This window comes from Halomonas alkalisoli (assembly GCF_021412585.1).
GTDB lineage: Bacteria > Pseudomonadota > Gammaproteobacteria > Pseudomonadales > Halomonadaceae > Halomonas > Halomonas alkalisoli.
The window spans coordinates 20280-44605 of record NZ_JAKCMI010000026.1 but is presented as its reverse complement, the minus strand read 5'-3'; the positions used below and the strand labels follow the sequence as shown (position 1 = coordinate 44605).

Annotated in this window: 22 protein-coding genes; 11 read left to right on the top strand and 11 right to left on the bottom strand. The window is 63.8% G+C overall.

The genetic code is table 11. The features are described from left to right. Nucleotides 1–93: 93 nt before the first annotated feature. The 5 genes from LY622_RS10935 to LY622_RS10915 form a co-directional block, all read right to left on the bottom strand. On the bottom strand, nucleotides 94–2826 hold the full coding sequence (locus LY622_RS10935) for a sensor histidine kinase (RefSeq protein ID WP_234290939.1): 2733 nt from the start codon (nucleotides 2824–2826) through the stop codon (nucleotides 94–96). A 4-nt stretch (nucleotides 2827–2830) separates the two neighbouring features. Further along, nucleotides 2831–3043: a hypothetical protein gene (locus LY622_RS10930; protein ID WP_234290938.1), complete on the bottom strand. Its 213-nt coding sequence runs from the start codon at nucleotides 3041–3043 to the stop codon at nucleotides 2831–2833. Then, a complete protein-coding gene (locus tag LY622_RS10925) occupies nucleotides 3040–5103 on the bottom strand; it encodes a 3'-5' exonuclease (protein WP_234290937.1) in 2064 nt (687 codons plus the stop codon). The genes LY622_RS10930 and LY622_RS10925 overlap by 4 nt, the downstream gene beginning before the upstream one ends. After that, nucleotides 5103–5474 (bottom strand): response regulator transcription factor, encoded by a 372-nt coding sequence (locus tag LY622_RS10920; protein ID WP_234279152.1) that lies wholly within the window; start codon nucleotides 5472–5474, stop codon nucleotides 5103–5105. Before LY622_RS10920 ends, LY622_RS10925 begins: the two co-directional genes overlap by 1 nt. A gap of 174 nt (nucleotides 5475–5648) precedes the next feature. Then, on the bottom strand, nucleotides 5649–5936 hold the full coding sequence (locus LY622_RS10915) for a hypothetical protein (RefSeq protein WP_234290936.1): 288 nt from the start codon (nucleotides 5934–5936) through the stop codon (nucleotides 5649–5651). A gap of 318 nt (nucleotides 5937–6254) precedes the next feature. Here LY622_RS10915 and LY622_RS10910 point away from each other — a divergent pair, with 318 nt between their 5' ends. From LY622_RS10910 to LY622_RS10890, 5 genes are all read left to right on the top strand, one after another. Next, the gene (locus tag LY622_RS10910) at nucleotides 6255–7934 is read left to right on the top strand and encodes a carbon starvation CstA family protein (RefSeq protein WP_234290935.1); all 1680 of its coding nucleotides are present in this window, start codon (nucleotides 6255–6257) and stop codon (nucleotides 7932–7934) included. 17 nt (nucleotides 7935–7951) lie between these two features. Continuing rightward, complete coding sequence (locus LY622_RS10905) at nucleotides 7952–8254, top strand: cory-CC-star protein (protein WP_234290934.1); 303 nt, start codon at nucleotides 7952–7954, stop codon at nucleotides 8252–8254. An 18-nt stretch (nucleotides 8255–8272) separates the two neighbouring features. Next, nucleotides 8273–9280 (top strand): ArsA family ATPase, encoded by a 1008-nt coding sequence (locus LY622_RS10900; RefSeq protein ID WP_234290933.1) that lies wholly within the window; start codon nucleotides 8273–8275, stop codon nucleotides 9278–9280. Between the two features lie 119 nt (nucleotides 9281–9399). Next, nucleotides 9400–9810, top strand: coding sequence for a ketosteroid isomerase-related protein (locus tag LY622_RS10895; protein ID WP_234290932.1), 411 nt, complete (start codon nucleotides 9400–9402; stop codon nucleotides 9808–9810). Next, the gene (locus LY622_RS10890) at nucleotides 9786–10712 is read left to right on the top strand and encodes a carbon-nitrogen hydrolase family protein (RefSeq protein ID WP_234290931.1); all 927 of its coding nucleotides are present in this window, start codon (nucleotides 9786–9788) and stop codon (nucleotides 10710–10712) included. The genes LY622_RS10895 and LY622_RS10890 overlap by 25 nt, the downstream gene beginning before the upstream one ends. 36 nt (nucleotides 10713–10748) lie before the next feature. On the opposite strand, the gene LY622_RS10885 is transcribed toward LY622_RS10890, so the two are convergent. From LY622_RS10885 to metG, 6 genes are all read right to left on the bottom strand, one after another. Beyond that, entirely contained in the window at nucleotides 10749–11498 is a 750-nt protein-coding gene (locus tag LY622_RS10885; protein ID WP_234290930.1) for a YdcF family protein, read from the bottom strand. A gap of 16 nt (nucleotides 11499–11514) precedes the next feature. Continuing rightward, on the bottom strand, nucleotides 11515–12576 hold the full coding sequence (locus LY622_RS10880; RefSeq protein WP_234290929.1) for a carboxysome shell carbonic anhydrase: 1062 nt from the start codon (nucleotides 12574–12576) through the stop codon (nucleotides 11515–11517). A 97-nt stretch (nucleotides 12577–12673) separates the two neighbouring features. Further along, the gene (gene nth, locus LY622_RS10875; RefSeq protein WP_234290928.1) at nucleotides 12674–13312 is read right to left on the bottom strand and encodes an endonuclease III; all 639 of its coding nucleotides are present in this window, start codon (nucleotides 13310–13312) and stop codon (nucleotides 12674–12676) included. Nucleotides 13313–13334: 22 nt separating this feature from the next. Then, entirely contained in the window at nucleotides 13335–14117 is a 783-nt protein-coding gene (rsxB, locus tag LY622_RS10870) for an electron transport complex subunit RsxB (RefSeq protein ID WP_234290927.1), read from the bottom strand. 86 nt (nucleotides 14118–14203) lie between these two features. Then, the gene (locus LY622_RS10865) at nucleotides 14204–15802 is read right to left on the bottom strand and encodes a diguanylate cyclase domain-containing protein (protein WP_234290926.1); all 1599 of its coding nucleotides are present in this window, start codon (nucleotides 15800–15802) and stop codon (nucleotides 14204–14206) included. 179 nt (nucleotides 15803–15981) lie between these two features. After that, nucleotides 15982–18024 carry a methionine--tRNA ligase gene (gene metG / locus LY622_RS10860; protein WP_234290925.1) on the bottom strand — a complete coding sequence of 681 codons (2043 nt, stop codon included), beginning with the start codon at nucleotides 18022–18024 and terminating at the stop codon, nucleotides 15982–15984. Nucleotides 18025–18339: 315 nt separating this feature from the next. Here metG and LY622_RS10855 point away from each other — a divergent pair, with 315 nt between their 5' ends. From LY622_RS10855 to LY622_RS10830, 6 genes are all read left to right on the top strand, one after another. After that, a complete protein-coding gene (locus LY622_RS10855; protein WP_234290924.1) occupies nucleotides 18340–18609 on the top strand; it encodes a hypothetical protein in 270 nt (89 codons plus the stop codon). 360 nt (nucleotides 18610–18969) lie between these two features. Beyond that, the gene (locus tag LY622_RS10850; protein ID WP_234290923.1) at nucleotides 18970–21072 is read left to right on the top strand and encodes a putative bifunctional diguanylate cyclase/phosphodiesterase; all 2103 of its coding nucleotides are present in this window, start codon (nucleotides 18970–18972) and stop codon (nucleotides 21070–21072) included. Between the two features lie 466 nt (nucleotides 21073–21538). After that, entirely contained in the window at nucleotides 21539–22147 is a 609-nt protein-coding gene (locus LY622_RS10845; RefSeq protein ID WP_234290922.1) for a class I SAM-dependent methyltransferase, read from the top strand. Nucleotides 22148–22588: 441 nt separating this feature from the next. Beyond that, on the top strand, nucleotides 22589–23320 hold the full coding sequence (locus tag LY622_RS10840; RefSeq protein ID WP_234290921.1) for an NYN domain-containing protein: 732 nt from the start codon (nucleotides 22589–22591) through the stop codon (nucleotides 23318–23320). A 217-nt stretch (nucleotides 23321–23537) separates the two neighbouring features. After that, complete coding sequence (locus LY622_RS10835) at nucleotides 23538–23777, top strand: CDGSH iron-sulfur domain-containing protein (protein ID WP_234290920.1); 240 nt, start codon at nucleotides 23538–23540, stop codon at nucleotides 23775–23777. A gap of 92 nt (nucleotides 23778–23869) precedes the next feature. Then, on the top strand, nucleotides 23870–24301 hold the full coding sequence (locus tag LY622_RS10830; RefSeq protein WP_234290919.1) for a GFA family protein: 432 nt from the start codon (nucleotides 23870–23872) through the stop codon (nucleotides 24299–24301). Nucleotides 24302–24326: the final 25 nt, after the last annotated feature.

The following is a 24326-nucleotide window of genomic DNA, read 5'->3' as shown; positions in this document are numbered from 1 at the left end:
AGGCAGTTTCGTTATGCCTTGCCGGCAGTAGGGGATATCGGCAGGCAGGAGTCGTTCTTTAGCAGTTGCAGCATAATAGTCGCGGCGCTGTGTTCACTCCGGCGCTTGGGGTAGCTCCATGACCAGACAGGCACCCTCGAGCTGGGGGGCGTCCTCTACCCAGAGCCTGCCGCCCAGGTGAGCGACGATCCCACGGCTGATCGGCAAGCCGAGGCCGCTTCCCCTGGGGCGCCCCTTGGCCTTGCCGGCGCTGCTGCTCAAGCGCTTGATCTGGTGGAATTTCTCGAAGACCCGCTCGCGCTCCTCCGCGGCGATGCCGGGGCCGTTGTCCTCCACGCTGAGTCGAAAGTGCTCCTTGTGCCGCGTCAGGTGGAGGCGAACCTTGGGATCGTCGTCGTCGGCAAATTTCCCGGCATTGTCGAGCAGGTTGATGATGACCTGCTCCAGGCGGTCCGGGTCGCCGATGACTGGCGCTTCATCCATGTCGATATCCAGCTGCAGCGTTACCCCGCGGTCTTCCTGCAGGCGGTGGACGGCGTCGACGCTGTGCCGGGTCAACGACACCAGGTCCAGCTTCTGCGGCGTCAGGGTCAGCCTGCCGCTTTCCAGCCGCGCCAGGTCGAGTATCTCCTCGATCAGGCGGGAGAGCCGCTGGCTTTCCAGCACCACCACTTCGAGGAAATGAATGCGCTTGTCCTCCGGCAGGTCCTTGCCGTCGCGCAGGATCTCGGCGAAGGCGCGTATCGAGGTGAGCGGTGTACGGAGTTCATGGCTGACCATGGCGACGAACTCGTCCTTCAGTCGGTCGAGCTCGCGCAGGCGCTCGTTGGCGGTACGCAACTCCTCGCCGATCTTGGCCAGCTCGTTGGACTTCTGTTCGAGACGGCGGTTGTACTCGAGCGTCTGGGAGGTGGTGTCGAGAATGCTCAGGATCGACTCCAGGTCCAGGGCCTCGCCACGCACCACGGAGTTGATCAGCACCCTTGCCGAGGCGCTGCCCAGTGCCCCCGACAGGGCCTGTTCGGCGCGGGCGATCATCGCCGGGGGGGCCGGGTCGGAGTTGTCCCGGCTGCTCTTCTGGTCGGCGAGTATCCGGGCGGTGGCGTTGGCCCCCAGGTAGCGGCTGAGCAGGCTCTGGAGTTCGCCGCGGGTGGTCTGGCCACGCCACAGGGAGGTGTGCTGCAGCCCCGGGTTCATGGCATTGGTGAACAGCGCCGCCTGGGTCTGCTCCAGCGGGCTCTGGCGGGTAAACAGGGAAACGCCGACCAGGATGCCGACGTTGGCCAGCATGCTCCACAGCAGCGAGTGGCTGTAGATGTCCCAGCCCTCGAGGCCGAACAACGCATAGGGGCGCAGCCAGCCCACCCCCCAGAGCCCCCGTTCGAGGAAGTCGGGATCGAGCCACCCCGACTGGGCGAAGCCGGGCAGCAGCAGGGTGTAGACCCAGATCAGGAAGCCGGCGATCAGGCCCAGGCTGGCGCCCACTCGGGTGGCGCCGCGCCAGTACATGCCGATCAACAAGGCGGGTGCGAACTGGGCGGCGGCGGCGAAGGAGACCAGGCCAATGGTGACCAGGCTGTAAGAGTCGCCGATCAGCGCATGGTAGAGGTAGCCCAGCAGCAGGATCAGCACGATGGCCACCCGGCGAATGCCCAGCAGCCAGCCGGCCAGCTCGCCTTGGGAGCTGAGCTGCAGGCGCTTGGAGCGCAGCAGCAGCGGCATCACCAGCTGATTGCTGACCATGGTAGAGAGGGCGATGGTCTCGACGATCACCATGCCGGTTGCCGCCGAGAGACCGCCGATGAAGACCAGCAGGGGTATGCCCTCGAGCCCTGCAGAGAGGGGCAGCGTCAGCACGAAGCTATCCGGGTCACTGTTGCCGAAGGGCAGCAGCATTCCAGCCATCGCAATGGGAATCACGAACAGGTTGATGGCGACCAGGTAGAGCGGGAAGAGCCAGCTGGCGCGCCTGAGGTGGCGTTCGTCCACGTTCTCCACCACCAGCACCTGGAACTGGCGGGGCAGGGTGAGGAACGCCAGGAACGCCAGCACCAGGGTGCCGACCCAGCCGGTTGCGCCGCCCGGCACCGCATCGAGACCCAGGGCTCCCACCAGTCGCGGGCTCTCGGCCACCTGGCTGAAGAGGTCCATCGGGCCATTGAACAGCACGAACACCACGAATACGCCGACGGTCAGGAAGGCGACCAGCTTGACCAGCGACTCGAAGGCAATCGCCGCCACCATGCCTTCGTGGCGCTCACTGGCGTCCAGGTGGCGGGTTCCGAACAGGATGATGAACACCGCCAGGACCAGGGCGACCCAGAAGGACTTGTCGACCCAGAAGCTTTCGTCGGCCAGGCGGAAGTCGGCGGCTTCCGGATAGTTGACCAGCACGGCATGGCTCAGGGTGATGGCCTTGAGCTGCAGGGCGATATAGGGGGTGATGCCGATCAGGGCGATCAGTGCCACCAGGGCGCCGAGGCTCGAACTCTTGCCGTAGCGGGCGCTGATGAAGTCGGCAATGGAGGTGATGCGCTGGGTGCTGGCGATGCGCACCATCTTGCGAATCATGAAGGGGGCCATGAGCATGGCCAGGGTCGGGCCCAGGTAGATCAACAGAAAGCTGGGGCCGGACTCGGCGGCACGCCCGACGCTGCCATAGAAGGTCCAGGCGGTGCAGTAGACCGCAATTGACAGGGCGTAGACGGTGGGCGACCCGATCACCGAGCGGCCCTGTTCGGCACGCCGGTCGCCCCAGGCGGCAATGACGAACAGCAGCGCCAGGTAGCCGAAGGCGACCGTCAGCACCACCGGATCGGTTCTCATCGCGTCAGCTATCCTCCTGCCGGTGTTCCATCAGCCAGGCGGCCAGCCCGATCACTATCAGCCAGACGACGAAAAGATAGAGGGGCAACCACGACAGGCCTTGCTCGGCGGGGCGATCGAAGATCAGTACCAGAGGAGGCGAGAACAGCAGGGCGGCCAGGCAGATCAAGGTGATCAGTCGCGCATGGGTGCGGGTTTCGTTCCTGGATTCGCTCATGTGCAGGCGTCCTCCCTGTCGAAGGCGCTGGCCTGCAGCGCGAGCGCCTGCTCCAGGGTTTCGATCCCCCTCGCTTCGAGGCGTGGAAGCAGGGCCAGCCACAGCTCCGCCGTGACCCGGGCGTCGCCCAGCGCGGTGTGTCGCGTCCCGGGAGGGAATCGGAGGCTATATCGATCGGCCAGGGTATCCAGGTCATGTCCATCCAGGCTCTCGTCCAGGGCCCGCGATATGAGCAGGGTATCCAGCACCGGCATATCCAGGGTGACGCTGGCCCCCGGGGGCTGCAACGCGAGCAGGTCGAAGGCGGCGTTGTGCGCCAGTACCACCGCGTCGCCGATGTAGTTGCGAAAGCGCGGCAGCAGGACCGGCAGCGGGGGAGCGCCGCTGACGTCACTGTCGGTGAGGCCGTGGATCGCCGTGCTGGCCGGGGGGATCGGCTTGCCGGGGTCGACCCGAACGTCGAAGACGTCGCTGGCCAGCAGCCTGGCGTTGACGATACGGCAGGCGCCGATGCTGATCACCGTGTCGCCGCGGCGCAGTTCGAGGCCCGTGGTTTCGGTATCGAAGGCCACGATCTCCAGGGCACGCAGGGGCCTGCGGGCGAGTTCGGCATCGGGCGGCGGCAGGTCGGCGATGCCGAAGTCATGGAATTCGGGGCGCGGTGCCGCCGGCGTGCGGGGGGCGCCGACTCTTTCCACGGCGGGGAGTGGCAAGCGCAGCCTGGCGTACTTGCCGTCACTGTCGGCCAGGCTCCAGGCATCGCTGGCGTGCTGGCGCAGCAGGTCACCGACACGGGGCGACAGCGGCAGGGCGTCGAGACGCTGGTCGCTCCAGGTCGCCAGCTCGCGCTGGGAGAGCGGCTTGCCGGGCCAGATCAGGTCGAGATAGACACGCCGGTTGCCGAGCAGCATCTCGCCCTCGAAGGAGGTGGTACCGGCATGGTGCCGCAGGCGCTCCAGCAGGGATTCCAGCAGTACCAGCAGCGCCGGGGCGTCGCCCTTGAACCAGGCGGGCATGCCGATGGGCAGGACTTCCAGCGGGTCGTCGCCGAGCCGTTCATTGAGCGACTGCCAGAGGTCGTTGGACCACAGCGGCACCAGGCGCTCACCCTGCTGCTGCATGTCCTCGATTAGCTTGCCGAGACTTTCGATGCCCTGGCCCAGGGCCTGGCTCTCCTCATCGATCACGGACTCGAGACGGGTGCGAAGGGTATCGTCCAGCCGGCCGGCATGGCGCGCGCTGCTCAGCGCCTCAGCGGCGCTGCTCAAGCTGGCCCCGTGGCGCCGCAGGGGCGGCAGCATGTCGGCGAGCCCGGCCCGGGCGCCCATCTCGCTGGTCCAGGCGGCGGTGGCATCGGTCAGCGTGAGCAGCGTTTCGCCGTTGCTGTTGGGCACGCGACGCATCACCACGTGCAGCCAGCGCTCGTCGCAGGGGATCAGCAGCTCACGGGGGGCGCCATCTTCCGGCAGCTGGGCCAGGGCGTCCTGAAGGCTGGAGACCGGCAGCAGGGCGTCGAGGCGCTTGCCGAGCCCGAGGCCGGGGTTATCGCCGAAGAGCGTTTCGGCCGCCTGGTTGAACAGCAACAGGCGTCGGTGATGATCGCTGAGCAGCAGGGGGGTATCGAGGACCTGCAGCAGCGTCTCGAGCTCCTGGCGGATGCGCGCGGCACTGCGGGCGCCCTCGGCGTGGGCGGTGGCCAGGCGCTGGCGGTCGGCACGCCAGGCTTCGCGAACCCGCATGAGATCGGGGCCCAGGCCGCGCAGCCAGCCCTCTGGAGGGTAGTCCTCACGGGCGTCGGGGTTGGCGACGAGGCGGGCGAGTTGAACCTGCAGGTGGCGCAAGGGGGTGAAGAGCATTCTCTCGAGCAGCAGCCCCACCAGGAAGATCGTGCCGCCGCCGGAGAAGCAGCCCAGCCAGAGCACCAGCCGGGCCAGCCCCTGCGGCTGGAAGAGGCTATCCAGCCAGGCGGCAAAGATGGCCCCGCCGAAGATACTGATACCGCTGAGCAGCAGCCACAGGCCGATCAAACGCTGACGCTTCGGGAGCTTGCCCCGCATCATCAGGCATCCTCGCTGAGCAGGGCCTTGACCTTCTCGACCAGGGCCTGGGTGGAGAAGGGCTTGGTCACATAGTCGTCGGCCCCCAGAGCCAGCCCCTTTTCACGCTCGACCTCGCGGCCGTGGGCCGTGAGCATGATGATCGGCAGCCTGGCATGCTGTGGGTCGCCGCGCAGCTGCTCCAGCACATCGAAGCCACTGATGCCTGGCAGGCTGATATCGAGCAGGATCAGATCCGGTGGCGTTTCCGCGACGCTCTGCAGTGCGCTTTCGCCATCCTCGGCGGTGGCCACATCGAAGCCGGCCTGCTGCATCAGGAACTCGATCGACAGAACGATGTTGGGTTCATCGTCTACCACCAGCACCTTGGCCATCGGATACTCCTTATATGGGATCTTTTATACCTTGTTGCTGATCAGTCTAGTGGGCGCGGGGAGGCCGGCAAAGACGACCTTGGCAGGAGGGCCCGGACGGCAACGACTGAAAGCCCGCCATCACAACGGGCAGATGGGAAGCACGGAATAGGGAAAGGGCAAGAGACGACGGCGCTATCGGCCTTCGTCCCCGTTCTTTTCGAGTCGCTTGAACTTGGGTCCCCATGGCCCCAGCCACAGCCAGACCTGAAGCACGATGAGTATGGGCAGCAGCCAGGTCGGTGCGCCGGTGGTCGACGCCAGGACATAAAAGATCATGTAGGCGGTGATGCCGGCAATCAGGCCCACGACCGGGAACATGAAGGGGCGCTCATAGCCGGGCCGGCGTGTCAGGCGGAACAGCGAGCCGGTGAAGGCGCCGAAGGTGGCGGCCATGGCGAAGTGAAGCAGGATCTCTTGCATGGGAGTCTCGATATTCTGGAAAGCGTCTGACGTTGAAGGCAGCGTAACGTGTTCGCCTTGGTAAGGACATTAAGACCTTTGACTAGGCGGAAGGCAGCGGCACTCCCTGTTGACCGCCATGGTATGGCATTCGTGCACAGGCATGGTGAGAGAGGCCATTCGTGGTCTAGGCTTTGGGTGTTCCACGGCATTTCCGGATGATGTCGGCCTCGCGCAATTCATCCTCGAACGTGCAGTGATTCGGCACTGCACGCGCCACCGCTCGCGCAACACGTGAGCCGAAAAGAACCAAGAATCCTTGCAAAGGAGCCGACCAGAATGAGCGCAATCGTTTTATTGGTCCTGGGTCTTGCCGCGATGGCGGCGGGGTACTTCCTGTACTCCAAGTTCATCGCCGAGAAGATCTACCGCCTGGACCCGGATTTCAGGACGCCCGCCCACGAGTACGAAGATGGCGTTGACTTCGTGCCAACCAATCGCTTCATCCTCTGGGGGCATCACTTCACCTCGGTGGCCGGGGCGGCTCCCATCGTGGGGCCCGCCATCGCCGTGATCTGGGGCTGGCTTCCGGCCTTTCTCTGGGTGGTCTTCGGGACCATCTTCTTTGCCGGTGTGCATGACTTCGGCGCCATCTGGGCCAGCGTACGCAACAGGGCCAAGTCCGTCGGGGCCTTGACCGGCGACGTGGTCGGCAAGCGCGCCCGCAGCATCTTCATGATCGTCATCTTCCTCGTGCTGCTGATGGTCAATGCGGTATTCGCCGTGGTGATCGCGGGCCTGATGATGAACTTCTCCAGCGCCGTGGTGCCGGTCTGGGGCGCGATCCTGGTCGCATTGATCATCGGGCAACTGATCTATCGCCGCATGCTGAGCCTGCCCATGGTCTCGATCATCGGTGTCATTGCGCTCTATGCCCTGATCGGTATCGGGCCCTCCGTACCGTTGCAGATGCCCGCCGAGGTGGCCGGGCTTTCCGGCAATGCGGTATGGATCCTGATTCTCTTTGCCTACGCGGCCATCGCTTCGCTGTTGCCGGTGTGGGTGCTGCTACAGCCACGTGACTATATCAACGGACTCCAGCTGTTCATCGGCCTGATCGTCCTCTACGGTGCCATCCTGTTGCTCAACCCGACCCTGGTGGCACCGATGGTCAACGACAACGTGCCCGCCGGGACGCCCTCGATGCTGCCGCTGCTGTTCGTCACCATCGCCTGTGGTGCCATCTCGGGGTTCCACGGACTGGTCTCTTCGGGCACCACCTCCAAGCAGCTCAACAAGGAAACCGACGCTCGTTTCGTGGGCTATTTCGGGGCCGTGGGCGAAGGCATGCTGGCACTCGCCGCGATCCTGGCCGCCACGGCCGGCTTTGCGACCTTCGCCGACTGGGAAGCCATGTATACCGCCTTCGGGGCCGGTGGCGTGACGGCCTTCGTCGAAGGCGGTGCCTTCATGATCCACAATGGCCTTGGCCTGCCGGAAGCGACCGCGGCGACCCTGCTCACGGTGATGGCGGCGCTGTTTGCCGGCACCACCATGGATACCGGGCTGCGTCTGCAGCGTTATATCTTCCAGGAGTGGGGCGAGATCTATAACCAGCCCTGGATGAAGAAGAACGCGCCGGCAACCCTGCTGGCGGTGGGCAGCTGCCTGTTGCTGGCCTTCGGTGCCGGTGGCGCCGACGGCACCGGTGGCATGATCATCTGGCCGCTCTTCGGCACCACCAACCAGCTGCTTGCCGGCCTGACGCTGTTGGTCATCACCGTGATGCTGGTGCGCCTGCGTCGTCCCATGTGGTACACGCTGGTGCCGCTCTGCTTCCTGCTGGTAATGACCATAGCGGCCCTGCTGATCCAGCTGCGCACCTTCTTCGAGCAGGGCAACTATTTCCTGCTGATTGTCGATATCGTGGTGTTGATTGCCGCGATCATGGTGGCCATGGAGTGCGCGTCGGCCCTCAAGCGTTCGCGGGCCGAGATGGCCGAGCAGGCCGACAATTGACAGTGGAGGATTAGCGTATGCACGACGATCATGGCAGCGGTCATGATCCTCGTCTCGAACGGATTCGGGCCTGGCTCGGCCAGGCCCGTTTCTTCGCGGAGGAGGTCTACTCTTCGCGCTACCGCGGTGCAATTGCCCGGGCACGGCGAGACGAGGACGACCTGTTCATGCTGCTGGTGTTCTCCGAGATGATGGGCGTACCCAATCCGGCCGCCTACTACACCCTGGAGCTCCAGCCGCTATTGCTCGAGCGCTTCCACGACTGGCACCGCCGCATGGGCATGGAGCGCTCGCCGCTGGATCATTTCAAGTGCTGTTAGGCACATGTTGAGAAAAGCATGAAGGATCTTCTAGATAAACGCCTGCTCTGGGTAGGCGGCAAGGGCGGTGTCGGCAAGACCACCGTAGCCGCCTCGCTGGCGGTGCTGGCGGCGCGGCGCGATCGCCGCGTGCTGGTGGTCTCCACCGACCCGGCGCACAGCCTGGGTGACGTCTTCGACCGGGAGCTGGGCGATACCCCGCGTCGGCTGCTCCCCAACCTGGATGCCATGGAGATCGACCCGGACATCGAGGTCGAAGCGCACCTGTCCCGTGTCACCGAGCAGATGCGCCGCTATGCCGCGCCGGAGATGATGAAGGAGCTCGAGCGCCAGATGCGCTTGACGCGGCAGTCGCCCGGCACCCAGGAAGCCGCGCTGCTGGAGCGACTTTCGCGGCTGGTGACTGACGACGAGGCGCCCTATGGCCTGATCATCTTCGATACCGCGCCCACCGGCCATACGCTGCGGCTGCTGACGCTGCCGGAGGCGATGGCCGCCTGGACCGATGGGCTCCTGTCCCACAGCCGCAAGTCCGAAGAGCTGGGCAAGGTCCTGTCGCACCTGACGCCCAAGCGGGGTCGCGATGTGGCGACCCCCTTCGACGACCCCCAGGAAGATCCGCTGAGCGACCTGGATGACAGGACCCGGGATATCGCTCGCACCTTGATCGATCGGCGGCGGCTGTTTCACCGTGCCCGTCGCCGCATCGAAAATCCGCAGGAGACGAGCTTTCTGTTCGTCATGACACCTGAGCGATTGCCGATCCTGGAGACCGTGCGTGCCGTCGAGGCGCTGGAGGCGGTCAATATCCCGGTGGCCGGCACCCTGGTCAATCGGGTGATTCCCGATGATGCCGATGGGGAGTTCCTGCGTGCCCGTCGCGAGCAGGAGGCCACCTATCTGGCACGTATCGATGACCAACTGACGAGACTGCCGCGCCCGCGCCTTCCCTGGTTGCCCACCGACGTCCAAGGAATCGACGTCCTCGAAGGGCTGGCCGATCGACTGGAAGCGCTCGGTTTCTAAGCGTGGGCTCCAGGAGCCTGTCGTGGAGCAATAGTTTCGTGTCGGGCATGTGGTGCCCCCGAGGCCTCACTCTGGCTACACTGGCGCCTTTCGAATCACCGTGATTGGCAGGAGGGGCCATGTCCGACAGCGTGCAACTGATTCAGGGTTACTACGCGGCCTTCAACCGCGGCGACTGGGAGGCGATGCTGGCCTGCCTCGACGAGGCGGTGGTGCACGACCTCAACCAGGGTGAGCGGGAGAGTGGCCGCGAGACCTTCCGTGCCTTCCTGGCGCGCATGGATCGCAGCTACGTGGAGCGCCTTGAGGATGTCGTCGTCATGGCCACGCCCGACGGGGCGCGGGCGGCCGCCGAGTACGTGGTGCACGGCGAGTACCGTGCCACCGACGAGGGGCTTCCGCCGGCCCGGGGCCAGCGCTACGTGCTGCCGGGCGGCGCCTTCTTCGAGGTACGCGACGGCAAGATCACCCGGGTCACCAACTACTACAACCTGCAGGAGTGGCTGTGCCAGGTGGGGGCCGAGGCGTGATGCGGGTGGCGGTGGCCAAGTATCCGATCGGCATGCCGGCGGACTTCGACGCCTTCGCTCGTCGCCAGGCGGCCTGCCTGGGCGAGGCCAAGGCGCTGGGTGCCCGGGTCGCAGTACTCCCCGAGTACCTGAGTCTGGAGCTCGCGGCCGGCTTCGCCCCCGAGGTGCGCGATGACCTGCACGCTTCCCTGGCGGCACTGCAGCCGTTGCGTCAGGCCTGGTGTGACCTCTACCGCCGCCTCGCCCGGGAACTCGATCTCTATATCGTGCCGGGCAGCTTCCTGATCGAGGTGGGCGACGGCCGCTACCGCAACCGTGCCGACTGGTTCGCCCCGGACGGCCTGCACGGCTGGCAGGACAAGCTGCAGCTCACCGGCTACGAGACGTCCAGCGGTGTGATCGAGCCGGGCGATGCGCTGCACGGCTTCGACTGCGATGGCCACCGGGTGGGGATCGCAGTCTGCTACGACGTGGAGTTCCCGCTGCCGGTGCGAGCCCAGTACGAGGCTGGAGTGCGCCTGCTGCTGGTGCCGAGCTGCACCGACACCGCGGCCGGCGCGACCCGGGTGCGGGTGGGCTGCCTGGCCCGGGCGCTGGAGAACCGCTTCTTCGTGGCCCAGGCGGTAACCGCGGGCGAGGCGCCCTGGAGCCCGGCATTGGACGTCAACACCGGCGAGGCGGCCCTCTATGCTCCCATGGATCACGGCTTCCCTGCCGATGGGGTGCTGGCCACCACCCACGACGAGGCGCTCTGGGCCTGCCACGAGATCGATCTGGCGGCCCTGGAGCGTAGCCGCGAACGCGCCCAGGTGGCCAACGACCGCGACTGGCCCGCCCAGCTCACCGCCCCCCTGCGCCCTTGGGCGGAGGTGATGCCCCCGCCACTGCCGGAGATGGCCTAAGCCGGCAGGAGCCGGCAGGAGAGAGAGGCGGGGTCTTCAGTGTCGCCGCAGCTGACGGCGCAGTGCCTGTTCGCCCCGTCCGAGCCACTCGTTCAGTGCCCGGGTACTCTGGTTGAGGTGATACGCACGGGGTATCCAGGCGGCAACCCCCTTGGGCGGGGGACTGCTGAACTCGGTGGGCGCCGGCACCACGCTCAACCCCTGCGCCTCGAATTCCGCCACGGCACGCGGCAGATGCCAGGCCTGTGATACCAATGCCACCCGGGTGATGCCGTCGGTGCGCAGCATCTCGGCACTCAAGCGCGCATTCTCGGCGGTATTTCGGCTTTCGCCTTCCAGCCAGCGAACCGGCACGTCGAAGACCTCGCGCAGCGCTGCCGCCATCAGGCTGGCTTCGGCACTGTGCTCGTCATGCACCCGGCCTCCACTGACCAGTATCGGCAGCTCGACGCTGCGATGCAGATGCGCCCCGTAGGCAAGGCGTCGCCAGGTGGCGTTGGCGGGGGCATCGCCCCAATCGAATTCCGGGGCATCGTAGTTGCGGCCGCCGCCCAGGATCACGATGGCCTGCGCGGTCTCCAACTGGCTGGGCATCGGTACGGGGTAGGGCTCCAGGCCCTGGCGCAGGGCGTGGCTGGCCACTGGGGTGGCGAGTGCCAGCAGCCCGACCAGGCCCAGCATTGCCAGCAGTGCGCCAAGCAGGCTCCGAAGCCCGAGCATCAACCCGAGCAATACCAGCAGCACATTGAGGGTGGGTGGCAACAGCAGGAATTTAAGGTCGCTCATGTCGATCTCCGGCGGGTCAGGCGTCGCTGAGCAGTTCCAGCCGGCGGCTGGGCCAATGGACCACGGCGGTACGCCGAAGCATGCGCTTGGCCAGTTTCGGGTGTTCGCGGTGGATGACCTGAGTGGCGAACTCCGTGAGAAAGTGGGACTTCATCACGGCCCGGGCTCGGTCGACGCCGACCTCCTGGTAGGGGGTCGAGGCCAGCAGCAGGAAGCCGTCATCGGGAATCCTGCTGGATTTCATGTTGGCATCGATGATGGCTGCGGCGGTGCCGACGGGCTGCGAAAGGTCGGGGCTATAGGGCCCGACGATCAGGGCGGTATTGGGCAGGTGCAGGAAGTCGAAGCCGCGACCCACGCAGATCACCCATTCCCGATGCTCGATATCGAGCTTGCGGGCGACGCCCCGCAGTGAATCCACATGCTGCAGGTTGCCTTCCAGCAGTGGCAGCAGGTCGCGACGAATATCGCTGGGCATGTCGGGGCAGAGGACGGTGACCCGCCGCTCCAGGTCGCTGGTGTCGGCCAGGCACAGTTCGCTCATGTCGAGGCGTGTGTCGCCGTCGCCATGCACGATCAAGGCGTCGCCGTCGGTTTCGAAGCCACAGACCAGGGGATAGACATGACGATGGTCATGGCCGAACAGCTGCTCGGCCTGCGCGCGGATCTCTCGGGCGTGGGACAGGGCAGCCTCGGCGTCACAGTCAAAGCCGGCACAGCCGCGATTCTTCTCGCCCCGTGAAAAGTGATAGGTGATGATCATCAGCACACCATGGCCGCCGCGAGTCGCCTCGTACACCGTATCGGTGAGCATTTCGCCCAGGTAGGGCCAGCCGAGATGGAAGATGCCGCCAAGGTTGCGAAAGGGCGTGATTATGCCCAGCGGTGTGCGGGTGGCATGGGGAATGTGAATACGGCCGTCCATGCACTTCATGACCACGATGCGCGTGGGATGCGCGGCGAGATAGCGCTCTCGAGCCAGCCAGGCGGAGGGGCTGCAGAAGGTGTCGGCGTGCTCCCGGGAGAGGGAGAGCAGCGCCTCGATTCGTTCTTGAATGGGGCGGTCGTGGATGCGCATGGAGCGGCTCGATCGTTGTTATTGTCGGCTTGCCTGAGTCGCTATCGTCCAACAGCTTGCGCGAATATGCAAAACCGCCCTTGGTCGAAGTCGTGGCTCAGGCGATGTCGATCTTGCCCTTGAACTCGCAGAGATCCTCGATGACACAGCTGCCGCAGCGCGGCTTGCGCGCCACGCAGGTGTAGCGTCCGTGCAGGATCAACCAGTGGTGGGCGTCCTGTAGAAACTCCCTGGGGACATGGCGCAATAGCTTCTTTTCCACTTCCACCACATCCTTGCCCTTCGCCAGACCGGTGCGGTTCGAGACCCTGAAGATATGAGTGTCGACGGCAATGGTCGGTTCGCCGAAGGCGGTATTGAGGATCACGTTGGCGGTCTTGCGGCCGACGCCGGGCAGCGCTTCCAGGTCGGTGCGGGTTCTCGGGACTTCGCCGCCATGCTGTTCGACCAGAATGCGACAGGTCTTCATCAGGTTCTCGGCCTTGGTGTTGTACAGGCCGATGGTCCTGATGTGCTCCTTGAGCCCGTCGATACCGAGGTCGAGTATCGCCTGTGGCGTATTGGCCGCCGGGAACAGCCTTGCGGTGGCCTTGTTCACGCCGACGTCCGTGGCCTGGGCGGAGAGCAGTACCGCCGTGAGCAGCTCGAAGGGGGTCGACCAGTGCAACTCGGTGGTGGGCTCGGGATTGTGCTCTCGCAGTCGTGTAAAGATCTCGTGGCGTTTCTGGGCGTTCATCTCGGGGCCGATTCTCTGGAGGTCAGCGGGATGGGGTGATGTCGAGGGATGCGCGGGCGTCGTCGAGCAGACTGCTGGCCTGTGCTACCCGATCCCGCGCCGACGCGATCGCGTCGACAGTGCCCTGGCGCTCGGCATGGGCCAACTGCTGCCTGGCCCGGCGCAGGGCCTGTTCGGCGGCGTTGACCGCCATCTGCCGTTGACGCTGTTCGAGCCGGTTGTCCGAAGCGCCGCGGCTGGCGCGTGAGGTCTGGCGTATCAGGCGCCGCTGGCGTTCCAGGCGCTTTTCCCGTGCCTGGCGTGCCAGGCGCTGGTTGCGAGCCGTGAAGCGTTGGCGGCCCTTGCGGGCACGAGCGTCCAGATACTCTTGCTTGGCTGCCTCGCTGTCGGCTGCCACCCAGCCGGGATGGGGCAAGAGGTCGATGCAGTCGACCGGGCAGGGTGCGACGCAGAGCTCGCAGCCGGTGCACTCCGCCGCGATCACCGTATGCATGCGCTTGGATGCCCCCAGGATGGCGTCGACCGGGCAGGCCTGGATGCACTTGGTGCAGCCGATACACTCCGCCTCGCGAATCAAGGCCACCAGGGGGGGCTGGTGGGGCTCTTCGAGCGGCGTGGGCTCGCGCCCGGTCAATTCGGCGAGTCGCGCGACGGTGGCATCGCCACCTGGCGGGCAGCGATTGATCGGCTCCCCGGCCACGATGGCTTCGGCATAGGGGCGACAGCCGGGGTGCCCGCACTTGCCGCACTGGGTCTGCGGCAGGGCGTCGTCGATGGTGTCGATCAGAACGTGCTGGCCCGTCACAGTGGCTCCTTGTTGGGCTCGTCGACAGGCCGATATTGTACGTGCTTTGATGCTGAACAGGTACCGGCGTACAGCCAGTTGCCGCGTCAGCTCGACGGCGTCGTGGTCGTCTCGTGTCGACCGGCAGCGCCGGCCTTGACCCGATTCCGACCGCTCTCCTTGGCCCGGTAGAGCGCCCTGTCGGCGGCCTGCATCAGCGCAGTAGGATCACTCAACGCGCTGGGGTGGCAGCTCGCAACGCCGATGCTCACCGTCACGCAGGTGGCGGTTGGCGAGGTGGCATGGGGCAGGGCTCGCTCCTGGATGGCCAGGCGCAGCGCCTCCCCATGATCGATGGCGGCTTCGAGCGAGGTGTCCGGCAGCAGCACGCTGAACTCCTCCCCACCCGTGCGGGCTGCCAGGAAGAGCTGGGAGCCCAGATGGTCTTGCATGCACTCAGCAAGCGCAATCAGGCACTCATCGCCGGCAAGATGACCGTAGTGATCGTTGTAAAGCTTGAAGTGGTCGATATCGATCATCAATGCCGACACCTCATGGCCCGAAGCCTGCGCCACGTGCATGGCCTTTCCGAGACGTTCATCGAACAGGCGGCGGTTGGCGAGGCCCGTCAGCGAATCATGTTGCGACAATTCGAGCAGCAGGGCGGACTGCTGCTGCTGATGGTCGAGGAGATTACGAAACTCCTGGGCCAGGGTGCCGATCTCGTCGCGACGCTGCAGCAGGGACGCGGGCATGGTGGGCGGTATCGCATCATGATGCACGCGTTGGGTGAAGTGCGAGAACTGGCGAATCGGCGCCAGCACGATTCTCTCGAGGAGCCACAGTACAACCAGCAGGGTCACGACCAGTACGCCGACTGTCCAGTAGAGGGCGAAACGAAAGGTTTCCAGGCTGGCCTGATAGCGCTGGCGGGGCAGCAGCGTATCGATGCGAACCAGCTGGTCGTCGGGCATGGCCTCGACCGCTCGGCTGGCCGCCATGCGATTGGCTGATATGCGCTCAAGGCTGTCGCGAGCCATGTCATTGTCGTATGCGATGCTGGTCAGGTTCAGGTCGATGCCGGTCGTGTCGCGCAGCTGTTCGACCCAGGGCGCCGAGAGGGGGCGCACCATCAGCAGCCAGCCGGCTGACGGGGACTCTTCCCGGCTCTGGTAGATGCCCGACATGGCCGCCATGGCCAGTTCGGGCTTGGCCAGCAACCAGGTCTGTGATTCCTCGTTTTCACTCTCGAGCCTGGCTTGCAGGAAGTCGATATAAGTATCGGCCCAGTCGCAGGGAGATGCCGTGCCGGGGCATGAGGTGAACTCGCCGTCGTCGTTGTAGCCCACCACCCAACTGGGCTGATTGTGGGCATCGAGAAAGATCATCAGGTCGAGATCGAGGGTTTCCAGGGTGCTCTCATAGAGGTTGGAGTCGACATACTCCGGTCGTTCGCCCTGAACGAAGTCGTAGGTGTCGTCCCAAAAGGCCCAGTCTTCCACCAGGCGCCGCATGTGATTGAGTTCACTGCCGATGGCGCGCTCGACTCGGTCGAGTTCACTGCCGGCATACTGTTCCTCGTCCTCCAGCAGGATCGGCATGATCTGGAAGCGTGCAATCGCTACAAGGGCAAGCAGGGCCAGGCACAGCACGGCACATAGCGACAGGAGGAAACGATTACGCAGGGAGCTGTACAGTGCGGTCATATGGCGCGCCTGTGTCGTTTGTCGCCAGTGGAGCAAGAGGCTGACGACGCTGAAGTAGGTGATCTCTTACACGGTTATCGGCCAAAAACTACATGTCTTTAATAAAAATAGGCGTGCTGAACCAGCAAGAGCACGGCTGAAGCCGTGCCCTTGCTGGTGTACTCATGCTGGCCTTGGGGTCATCTGACGCGCTGGCCGGGTTCAGCACCCGAATCGGGCGAGAGCAGGTAGATGCCCCCGTCATCGCCTGCTGCCAGTACCATGCCCTCCGAGACGCCGAAGCGCATCTTGCGCGGCGCCAGATTGGCGACCATGACCGTGAGCCGGCCCTCCAGGGCCTCCGGGGCATAGGCGGCGCGAATGCCGGCAAAGACGGTGCGGCTCTCGCCGCCCAGGTCCAGGGTCAGCTTCAGCAGCTTGTCCGCCCCCTCCACGTAGTCTGCCTTGGCGATACGGGCGATTCGCAGGTCGACCTTGGCGAAGTCGTCGAAGGCGATCTCCGGGGCGATGGGGTCTTCGGCCAGCGGTCCCTTGACCGCCTCCTTGAGCTTCTGTTCTTCCACCAGATCCTCCTTCGATGCCTCGATCATGGCATCGATCTTTTCCCGTTCCACGCGGGTCATCAGCGGCTTGAACTTGGCGATGTCGTGGCCCAGAAGGACTTCGTGACGACTGTGCCAGTCGAGCGAGTCGAGCTGCAGGAACTGCCGCGCCTGTTCGGCCATGGCCGGTACCACCGGCGCCAGGTAGACCATCAGCTGACGGAACAGGTTGAGGCCAACCGAGCAGATATCGAGTACTTCCTGCTCGCGCCCATCCTGCTTGGCCAGTACCCAGGGTTCCCGGTCGGCGATGTAGGTGTTGGCCTCGTCGGCCAGCTCCATCACCTTGCGGATCGCACGGCCGAACTCGCGGGCCTCGAAGTCCTCGGCGATGCCGTCGCCGGCGGCAATGAAGCGTGCCACGAGCTCAGGCTCCGCACAGTGAGCGGACAGGCTTCCATTGCCCAGCTTCTTGACGAAGCCGGCGCAGCGGCTGGCGATGTTGACCACCTTGCCCACCAGGTCCGCGTTGACGCGAGCGGCGAAATCCTCGAGGTTCAGGTCGAGGTCGTCGACCCGTGAGGTGAGCTTGGCGGCAAAGTAGTAACGCAGGTACTCGGGGTCCAGCTGTTCGGCATAAGTGGCGGCCTTGATGAAGGTGCCGCGCGACTTCGACATCTTGGCACCGTTGACGGTAACGAAGCCGTGGCAGTTCACCGCCGTGGGCGTGCGGAAGTCGGCACCGTGCAGCATGGCGGGCCAGAACAGGGCATGGAAGTAGACGATATCCTTGCCGATGAAGTGATAGACCTCGGCCTTGCTGTCCTTTTCCCAGTAGGCGTCGAAGTCGATGCCCTCGCGGTCGCACAGGTTCTTGAAGCTGGCGAGATAGCCAATGGGGGCATCGAGCCAGACGTAGAAGTACTTGCCCGGTGCATCGGGAATCTCGAAGCCGAAATAGGGGGCATCGCGGGAGATGTCCCACTCGTTGAGGCCGGACTCGAACCACTCCTGCAGCTTGTTGCCGATCTGGGTCTGGACATGGTCGCTACGGGTCCAGCGCTTGAGGAAGTCGGCGAAGTCCGGCAGCTTGAAGAAGTAGTGGGTGGAACTGCGCACCTCCGGGGTGGCGCCAGAGATTGCCGACACCGGCTTGATCAGGTCTGCCGGGGTGTAGGTGGCACTGCAGGCCTCGCAGTTGTCGCCGTACTGATCCTCGGCGCCGCACTTGGGGCAGGTGCCCTTGATGAAGCGGTCGGCCAGGAACAATCCCTTCACCGGATCATACATCTGCTCGATATCGCGGGTGGCGATGTGCCCCTTGTCGCGAAGCCGGGTGTAGATCAGCTCGCTGAAGTAGCGGTTCTCGTCGGAATGGGTCGAGTGATAGTTGTCGAACGCCACTCCGAAGCGGGCAAAATCCTGCTGGTGTTCGCGGGACACCCGCTCGATCAGTGCCTCCGAGGTGATTCCTTCCTGCTCGGCACGCAGCATGATGGCGGTGCCATGGGCATCGTCGGCACAGACGTAATGGCACTCGTGGCCACGGCTCTTCTGGAAGCGTACCCAGATGTCCGTCTGGATGTACTCCAGCAGGTGGCCAAGGTGGATCGAGCCGTTGGCGTAGGGCAGGGCGCTGGTGACCAGGATCTTGCGCGGGGCGCTAGTGTAGTTCGACATATCGGCTCTGGAATTCCCAAGAAAATCAGACCCTCGATTGTAGCCATCTTCGCCGCCCACTGCACCCGCTGACACGGCCATGGGCCGAGACGATCCCCAGGTGTGCACTGGGCAGGCATGCCGGGCCTGCTGGCAGGAACCTCTGGCCGGCTGCGGTGCCCCCGGGTGGCAGCGAATGGAACACTCGTTTAGAATGGCGGAACTGCTGGCGGGTGCGTCAAACGGACTGACGACCCTGGCAGCACTCAACGCATTGCCCGTTACGCATCATCCAATAATCGCACGAATGCAGCACATTCTAGTGAGGATGATACGATGAAACTGCGACACGCACTCCCCCTGCTCATGGTGGCAGCACTGGTCGCCGGCTGCGGTGCCAACGCCGTAGCGCCACGCTATACCAGCGAAAACCCCGATATCATGCGGATCGGCAACGACCGCCCGGCGGACCCCGAAAGAAGCGTCGAGGACCTGGGGTCCTACTGCGTCGAAGTGACCGAAACCTGGAATGCCCACGGCTCGACGCCCGACGGCCAGACCCTCTGGGCCAAGGATACCGCCCGCGCTGTCGTTCCCTGCGACTGAAGCGATTCCATCTTAGTGCTTCGCCGGCCCATCCCTGCATGGGCCGGAATTTCCCCGCACCGCGCCATCCACATGACTCCCTTCTTTATCAAGATCCATCAAAATCCGAAGTTTCCCTACGCAAACTAACAAATGTGTGATTAGGCTGTAGTGCAAAAGCATGTATCAGCGTCACCCGGGTGTGTCGGCATGCGGCGGCAATGTGTGCTGCTACTGCCAGGGAAGGCGACCATTCGCCCCAATTCCCCTGCGGTAGCGTACCCAGGAGTTGACTCAAAACTGCCACCATACGTCGCATCGACCAACTGTGGGAGGCAGCTTTAGCGCGCGACAAGCGGAGCCGGCCGATCAGGAGTCAAGATGCAATTCTGGCGTTTCGATACCTCCGACCCCACGCTGGGCCCGTTGCTGGAAGGCACCTACGATCCCTTGCTGGTCACGCTTTCCATTGCCATTGCCTGCTTTGCGGGCCTAACGGCATTGATGCTGGCGGACCGCATGGTCGCCTCGCCTTCGCCCACGAGCAAGACCTGGTGGCATCTCGGCGGCGCGGTGGCCATGGGTTGTGGCATATGGGCGATGCACTTCAGTGCCATGCTGGCCTTCTCCGTGGAGGGGCACGAGCATATGGGGTACACCATGGGGCTGACGGTGCTGTCCCTGGTGCCGGCGATACTAGGCAGCGGCGCGGCGCTGCACTTCATGGCTCACCCGAGCCTCAAGGCGCAACAGCTTCTCGTGGGAGCACTGCTGATGGCCGTCGGCATCGGCAGCATGCATTACACCGGCATGGAAGCCATGCACATGGAAGGCCTGCGCTATCACTTCCCCTTCTTCGTTCTCTCTATCGTGGTGGCCTTTCTGCTGGCCCTGGCGGCTCTCTACCTCCACTTCCGCGTGCGCAGCCTGCCGGCGTTTTCCGAGAGCGGCATGACGCTGATAGCCGGGGTCTTCATGGGCTTTGCGGTGGCCGGCATGCACTACACGGCGATGGGCGCCTCCCGCTTTTATGAAAGCCCTCTGGCCGCCGCGCATGGTTCGCTGCTGTACCAGGAGGGCATGGCCGCGGCCATTGGCGGCTTCGCCGGCCTGATCCTGGGCCTGAGCCTGCTGGTGACCTGGGTCGATCGACAGAAGGCGATCCAGCGGATGCTTGAGCAGCTCGCCAACACCGACGCACTGACCGGTCTGCCGAACCGGGCGCATTTCCGGCGAGGCCTCGGGCTGGCGCTGTCGCATAGCCAGCGGCATGGCACTCGCCTGGCCGTGATGTTCATGGACCTTAATGACTTCAAGACGATCAATGACAGTCTCGGCCATGCCACGGGGGACAGGGTGCTCCAGGAATTCGCGCGGCGGCTCACCGAGCACGCTCGTGGAGAAGACGCGGCAGCACGTTTCGGTGGCGATGAGTTCATCATTCTGATCCGGGACCTGGTCATGCCGGAGGACGCGGTCCAGACCGCGGATCGATTGCTGCGGGCCATGGAGGCGCCGATCGAGTTCGACGACTGGAAGTTGCATGTCCAGGCCAGCATCGGCATCAGTATCTATCCAGATGACAGTGAACAGGCCGACGCGCTCATCCAGCAGGCCGATGCCGCCATGTACCAGGCCAAGCGCCATGACTCTGGCTATCACTTCTTCGACCAGGACATGACCGAGCAGGCGATGCTGCGGGTGCGACTGGGAAACGACCTGCGGGATGCCCTGAGGCAGGATCAGCTGTTGCTCCACTACCAACCCCAGGTCAATCTGCGAACCGGGAAATGGACAGGGGTGGAAGCCCTGGCACGATGGCAGCATCCCCGGGAAGGCAATATCCCGCCGTCTGTTTTCGTACCCCTGGCGGAGCGCACCGGCCTGGTATTGCCGCTCGGCGAATGGGCGCTGCGGCGGGCCTGCCAGCAGGGGCGGGCCTGGCTGGATGGCGGCCTGGAGTTCGGACACATCGCCGTCAACGTGGCGGCTCCCCAACTGGCGCAGCCGGGGTTCGTCACGCAGCTTCGGCGTATCCTCGAATCTGCCGACCTGCCCGCCAGATACCTGGAGCTGGAGATCACGGAGTCATCCCTGATGCACTCGGACCAGATGACCATCCAGCGACTGCATGAGATACGGCGCATGGGGGTCTCCCTGGCGATCGATGATTTCGGGACGGGCTACTCGTCGCTGAGCTATCTCAAGCACCTCCCCATCAACAAGCTGAAGATCGATCGCAGCTTCGTGCATGGCATCCTGGACGATCCCCGGGACCAGGCCATCGTCCGCGCGGTGGCCGATATGGGAGCCAGCCTGGGATTCATCGTTCTCGCCGAGGGGATCGAAACCAAGGAGCAGGGGCAAGCCGTGCTGCAACTGGGTTGCCGCCAGGGGCAGGGGTACTTCTTTGCCCTGCCTGCGGTTGCCGAGTCGATTGACGGAGCGCCGCACTGGTCCAAGTGGGAAAATGTCGGCGGCTAGCGGGGGATGCAACGAAGGGCAGGAAGCGTCCCCAATAGCCCCAATCGGTTGCAGCGACGATTGTGGGAGGGCAGAAGACGACACAAATAGCCCAAATCGGTTGCATCGGCGATTGTTGGAGGTAGCTTTAGCTCGCGACAGGCGGAGGTTGACGTAGCCGGGTGAAGGCAGCTCGTTATCGGCAGCTAGTGGGGTGTCCAACGAAGGGCTGGAAGCGACCCGAACAGCCATTGTGGTTGCATCGGCGATTGTTGGAGGTAGCTTTCGCTCGCGACTGGCGGAGGTTACCCTGGCCTGATGAGGGCAGCTCGGCATCGGCAGCTAGTGGGGTATGCAACGAAGGGTCGGAGACGACCCGAAGCGGCCACGCCGACAAAGGTTCCAGCGTGTTCATCCGTAATATGCAACATTTATTCGCCATGCTCCGCACGGCGAATAAATGCTGAATAGTTAAGTGGGAAATAGCATGGCCTCAGAAGGCTGGGATCAAGTCGCAAGCCAAGTCAACTTCAACCTGGAAATAGATCGGGAACGATTCTGCGGTGTGGTTAACCTGCAGGCCAAGGTGCTTGATTTTGGGTGTGGCTACGGTCGGATCGTTAAGGAGTTAACTGAGTGTGGGTACACCGATGTGATCGGTATAGATCCGTCTTCTGTAATGGTTGAGCGCGGGTGCAGGATGTTCCCAGGGCTTTCTCTGTTGCATTCATCTAAAGCAGTACTGCCCTTCGACGACCGGTCATTCGACGCAGTCGTGGCTTGTGCGGTTTTTACGTGCATTCCTTCATTGGAGGAGCGGGCCGAAGCAGTTGCGGAGATTGCACGTGTATTGAAGCCCGGCGGGTTCCTTCACATTTCTGAGTTTTGTTCAGAAGAAGGGACGGTTTTTACGTCGGGTCTGGGAATATCTATGCGCTACAGCAGGCCCGAAGAACTGCGGGAGCTATTTGGAGGCTTTCAGTATTTCCACGATGAAGTTGTTGGCGCAAGCACCATGAGTGGCAAGAATGCGCAAAGCTACCGTGCCTTTGTCAAAAAGCCACTTAACAAGGAAATGCACGTGACAAGCGCGTGATTGCGGCGTTACATCAGCATTTCCTAAATGTCCGTTTCTGGCCGATTTCTGCCATTGGACCGGTTGGCCAACTAGGTGGTGGAACAAAGGCAGTTATTTTTGCACTTTTGTCGCAACGCTGCTGTTGGTATTCATCGGCAAGGCTAGGCAACACCGCGGTCGCGAGCTAAAGCTACCTCCAACAGGGTTCTTTTCTTATGTGGTGGGCGGTTGGGTGGCCTTTCTTCTACTCGTCTGTAGCGCTAGCGTTTGTGCGACTCACCGAAGCGGCGGCAACACCGCTGTCGCCGATGCGTCGGACGGAGCTAAAGCTACCTCCAACAACGTTTTTTTCTTGTGTGGTGGCGCGTCACCTGCAGGGCTTTCTCGTGTTCTTTGCCGCTGCGCCGCACTCGCCCAGGTAGGAAGATGCCCAACAATGATAAGAGGTAAGGATGAACGATGGATAATAATAACCTTGCGGTCCTGATCGATGCGGACAATGCCCAGCCGGGCATCGTCGATGGCTTGCTGGCGGAAATTGCCAAGTACGGTGTCGCCAATGTGAAGCGAATCTACGGCGACTGGACCGGGCCGCAGTTGAAGGGCTGGAAGGAGACCCTGCTGCGGCACTCCATACAGCCGGTCCAGCAGTTCGGCTACACGACCGGCAAGAATGCCACCGACAGTGCCTTGATCATCGATGCCATGGATCTGCTGTATACGGGGAACTTCACGGGGTTCTGCCTGGTGTCGAGCGACAGCGACTTCACCCGCCTGGCGTCCCGGCTCCGGGAGTCGGGGCTCACGGTCTTCGGCTTCGGCGAGAAGAAGACGCCTCTTCCCTTCGTCTCGGCCTGCGACAAGTTCATCTATACCGAGGTGCTGCGCGAAGGCGAGGAGGAGGGGCCGGAGACGATCCGGCGTTCTACCCGGGAGCTGAAGTCGGATGCCACGCTCGTCAACTCCCTGCGCAATGCGGTCGAGTCGTCTTCGGACGACAGCGGTTGGGCGCCGCTCGCCGCGGTCGGCAGCAATATCGTGAAGCAGTTTCCGGATTTCGATTCACGCAATTATGGCTACCGAAAGCTCGGGGAGCTGGTGGCGGCAACCGAGCTTTTCGATATCGAGGAGAGGCCCTCGCGGGGCGAGAGCTCGAAGGTCATCTACATTCATGACAAGCGAAAGAAGTGAGGGGCCAGGGCAATCGCAGTTACCCAAAGCGAGAGGCGCTGGAACAGCCTCGAGCGTTACCGCGATCTGCGATAGCCCTGAGTGAGGGGCGCTGGAACAGCCTCGAGCGTTACCGCGATCTGCGATAGCCCTGAGTGAGGGGCGCTGGGGGCGTGACGCCTCGCGGCCACTGGAGTAGGGTAGAAGCAGGCTCATCACTCGACCGGGGGCAAACGCCATGACCGAAGCCCGCATTGCCCAGAAGGCGCCCTATGCCGTCGATGTGGTCGCCGGCAAGACCTATGTGTGGTGTGCCTGCGGTCGCAGCGTCACCCAGCCGTTCTGCGACGGGTCCCACAAGGTGACCGAACTGCAGCCGGTGGTCTACAAGGCGCAACGGGACGAGACGCTCTACTTCTGCGGCTGCAAGCACACCGCCACGCCGCCGCTATGCAACGGCACCCACAAGACGCTCTAGATACCATCTCTCGATAGGTTGTTCATCCGGAGCCTACCCGAAAAACGGAGGTGCCAACCACGCTGGCGCCATACCCGAGAGAGTGGTGTGTCATGAGTGATCGACTATATACGGCGAGCTGTCTCTGCGGCGGAGTGCGGATCGACCTGTTGGCCGAGCCCGGCGCCATCGATATTTGCCACTGCTCGATGTGTCGCAAGGCACAGGGCAGTGCCTTCGCCAGCAATGCGCCCGTGGATGCGCGGGCGGTATCTCTCGTGTCGGGCTCGGAGCTGTTGGTCAGCTACGAGTCCTCGCCTGGGCACGAGCGCGTCTTCTGCCGAAAGTGCGGATCACCGTTGTTCAGCAGGAACGCCAGACACCCGGGAGTCCTGCGTATTCGCATGGGAATCGTCAACGAACCCGTCGGGGCCAGGCCTCACACGCACTTTCACGTCGAGAGCAAGGCGAACTGGTGGGATATCAACGACGATCTGCCCCGGCGCTACGCCCCTGACGACGACATTCCCCCCGTCACCGAGTAACATTCCACCCAGGCTCAGGCGGGTG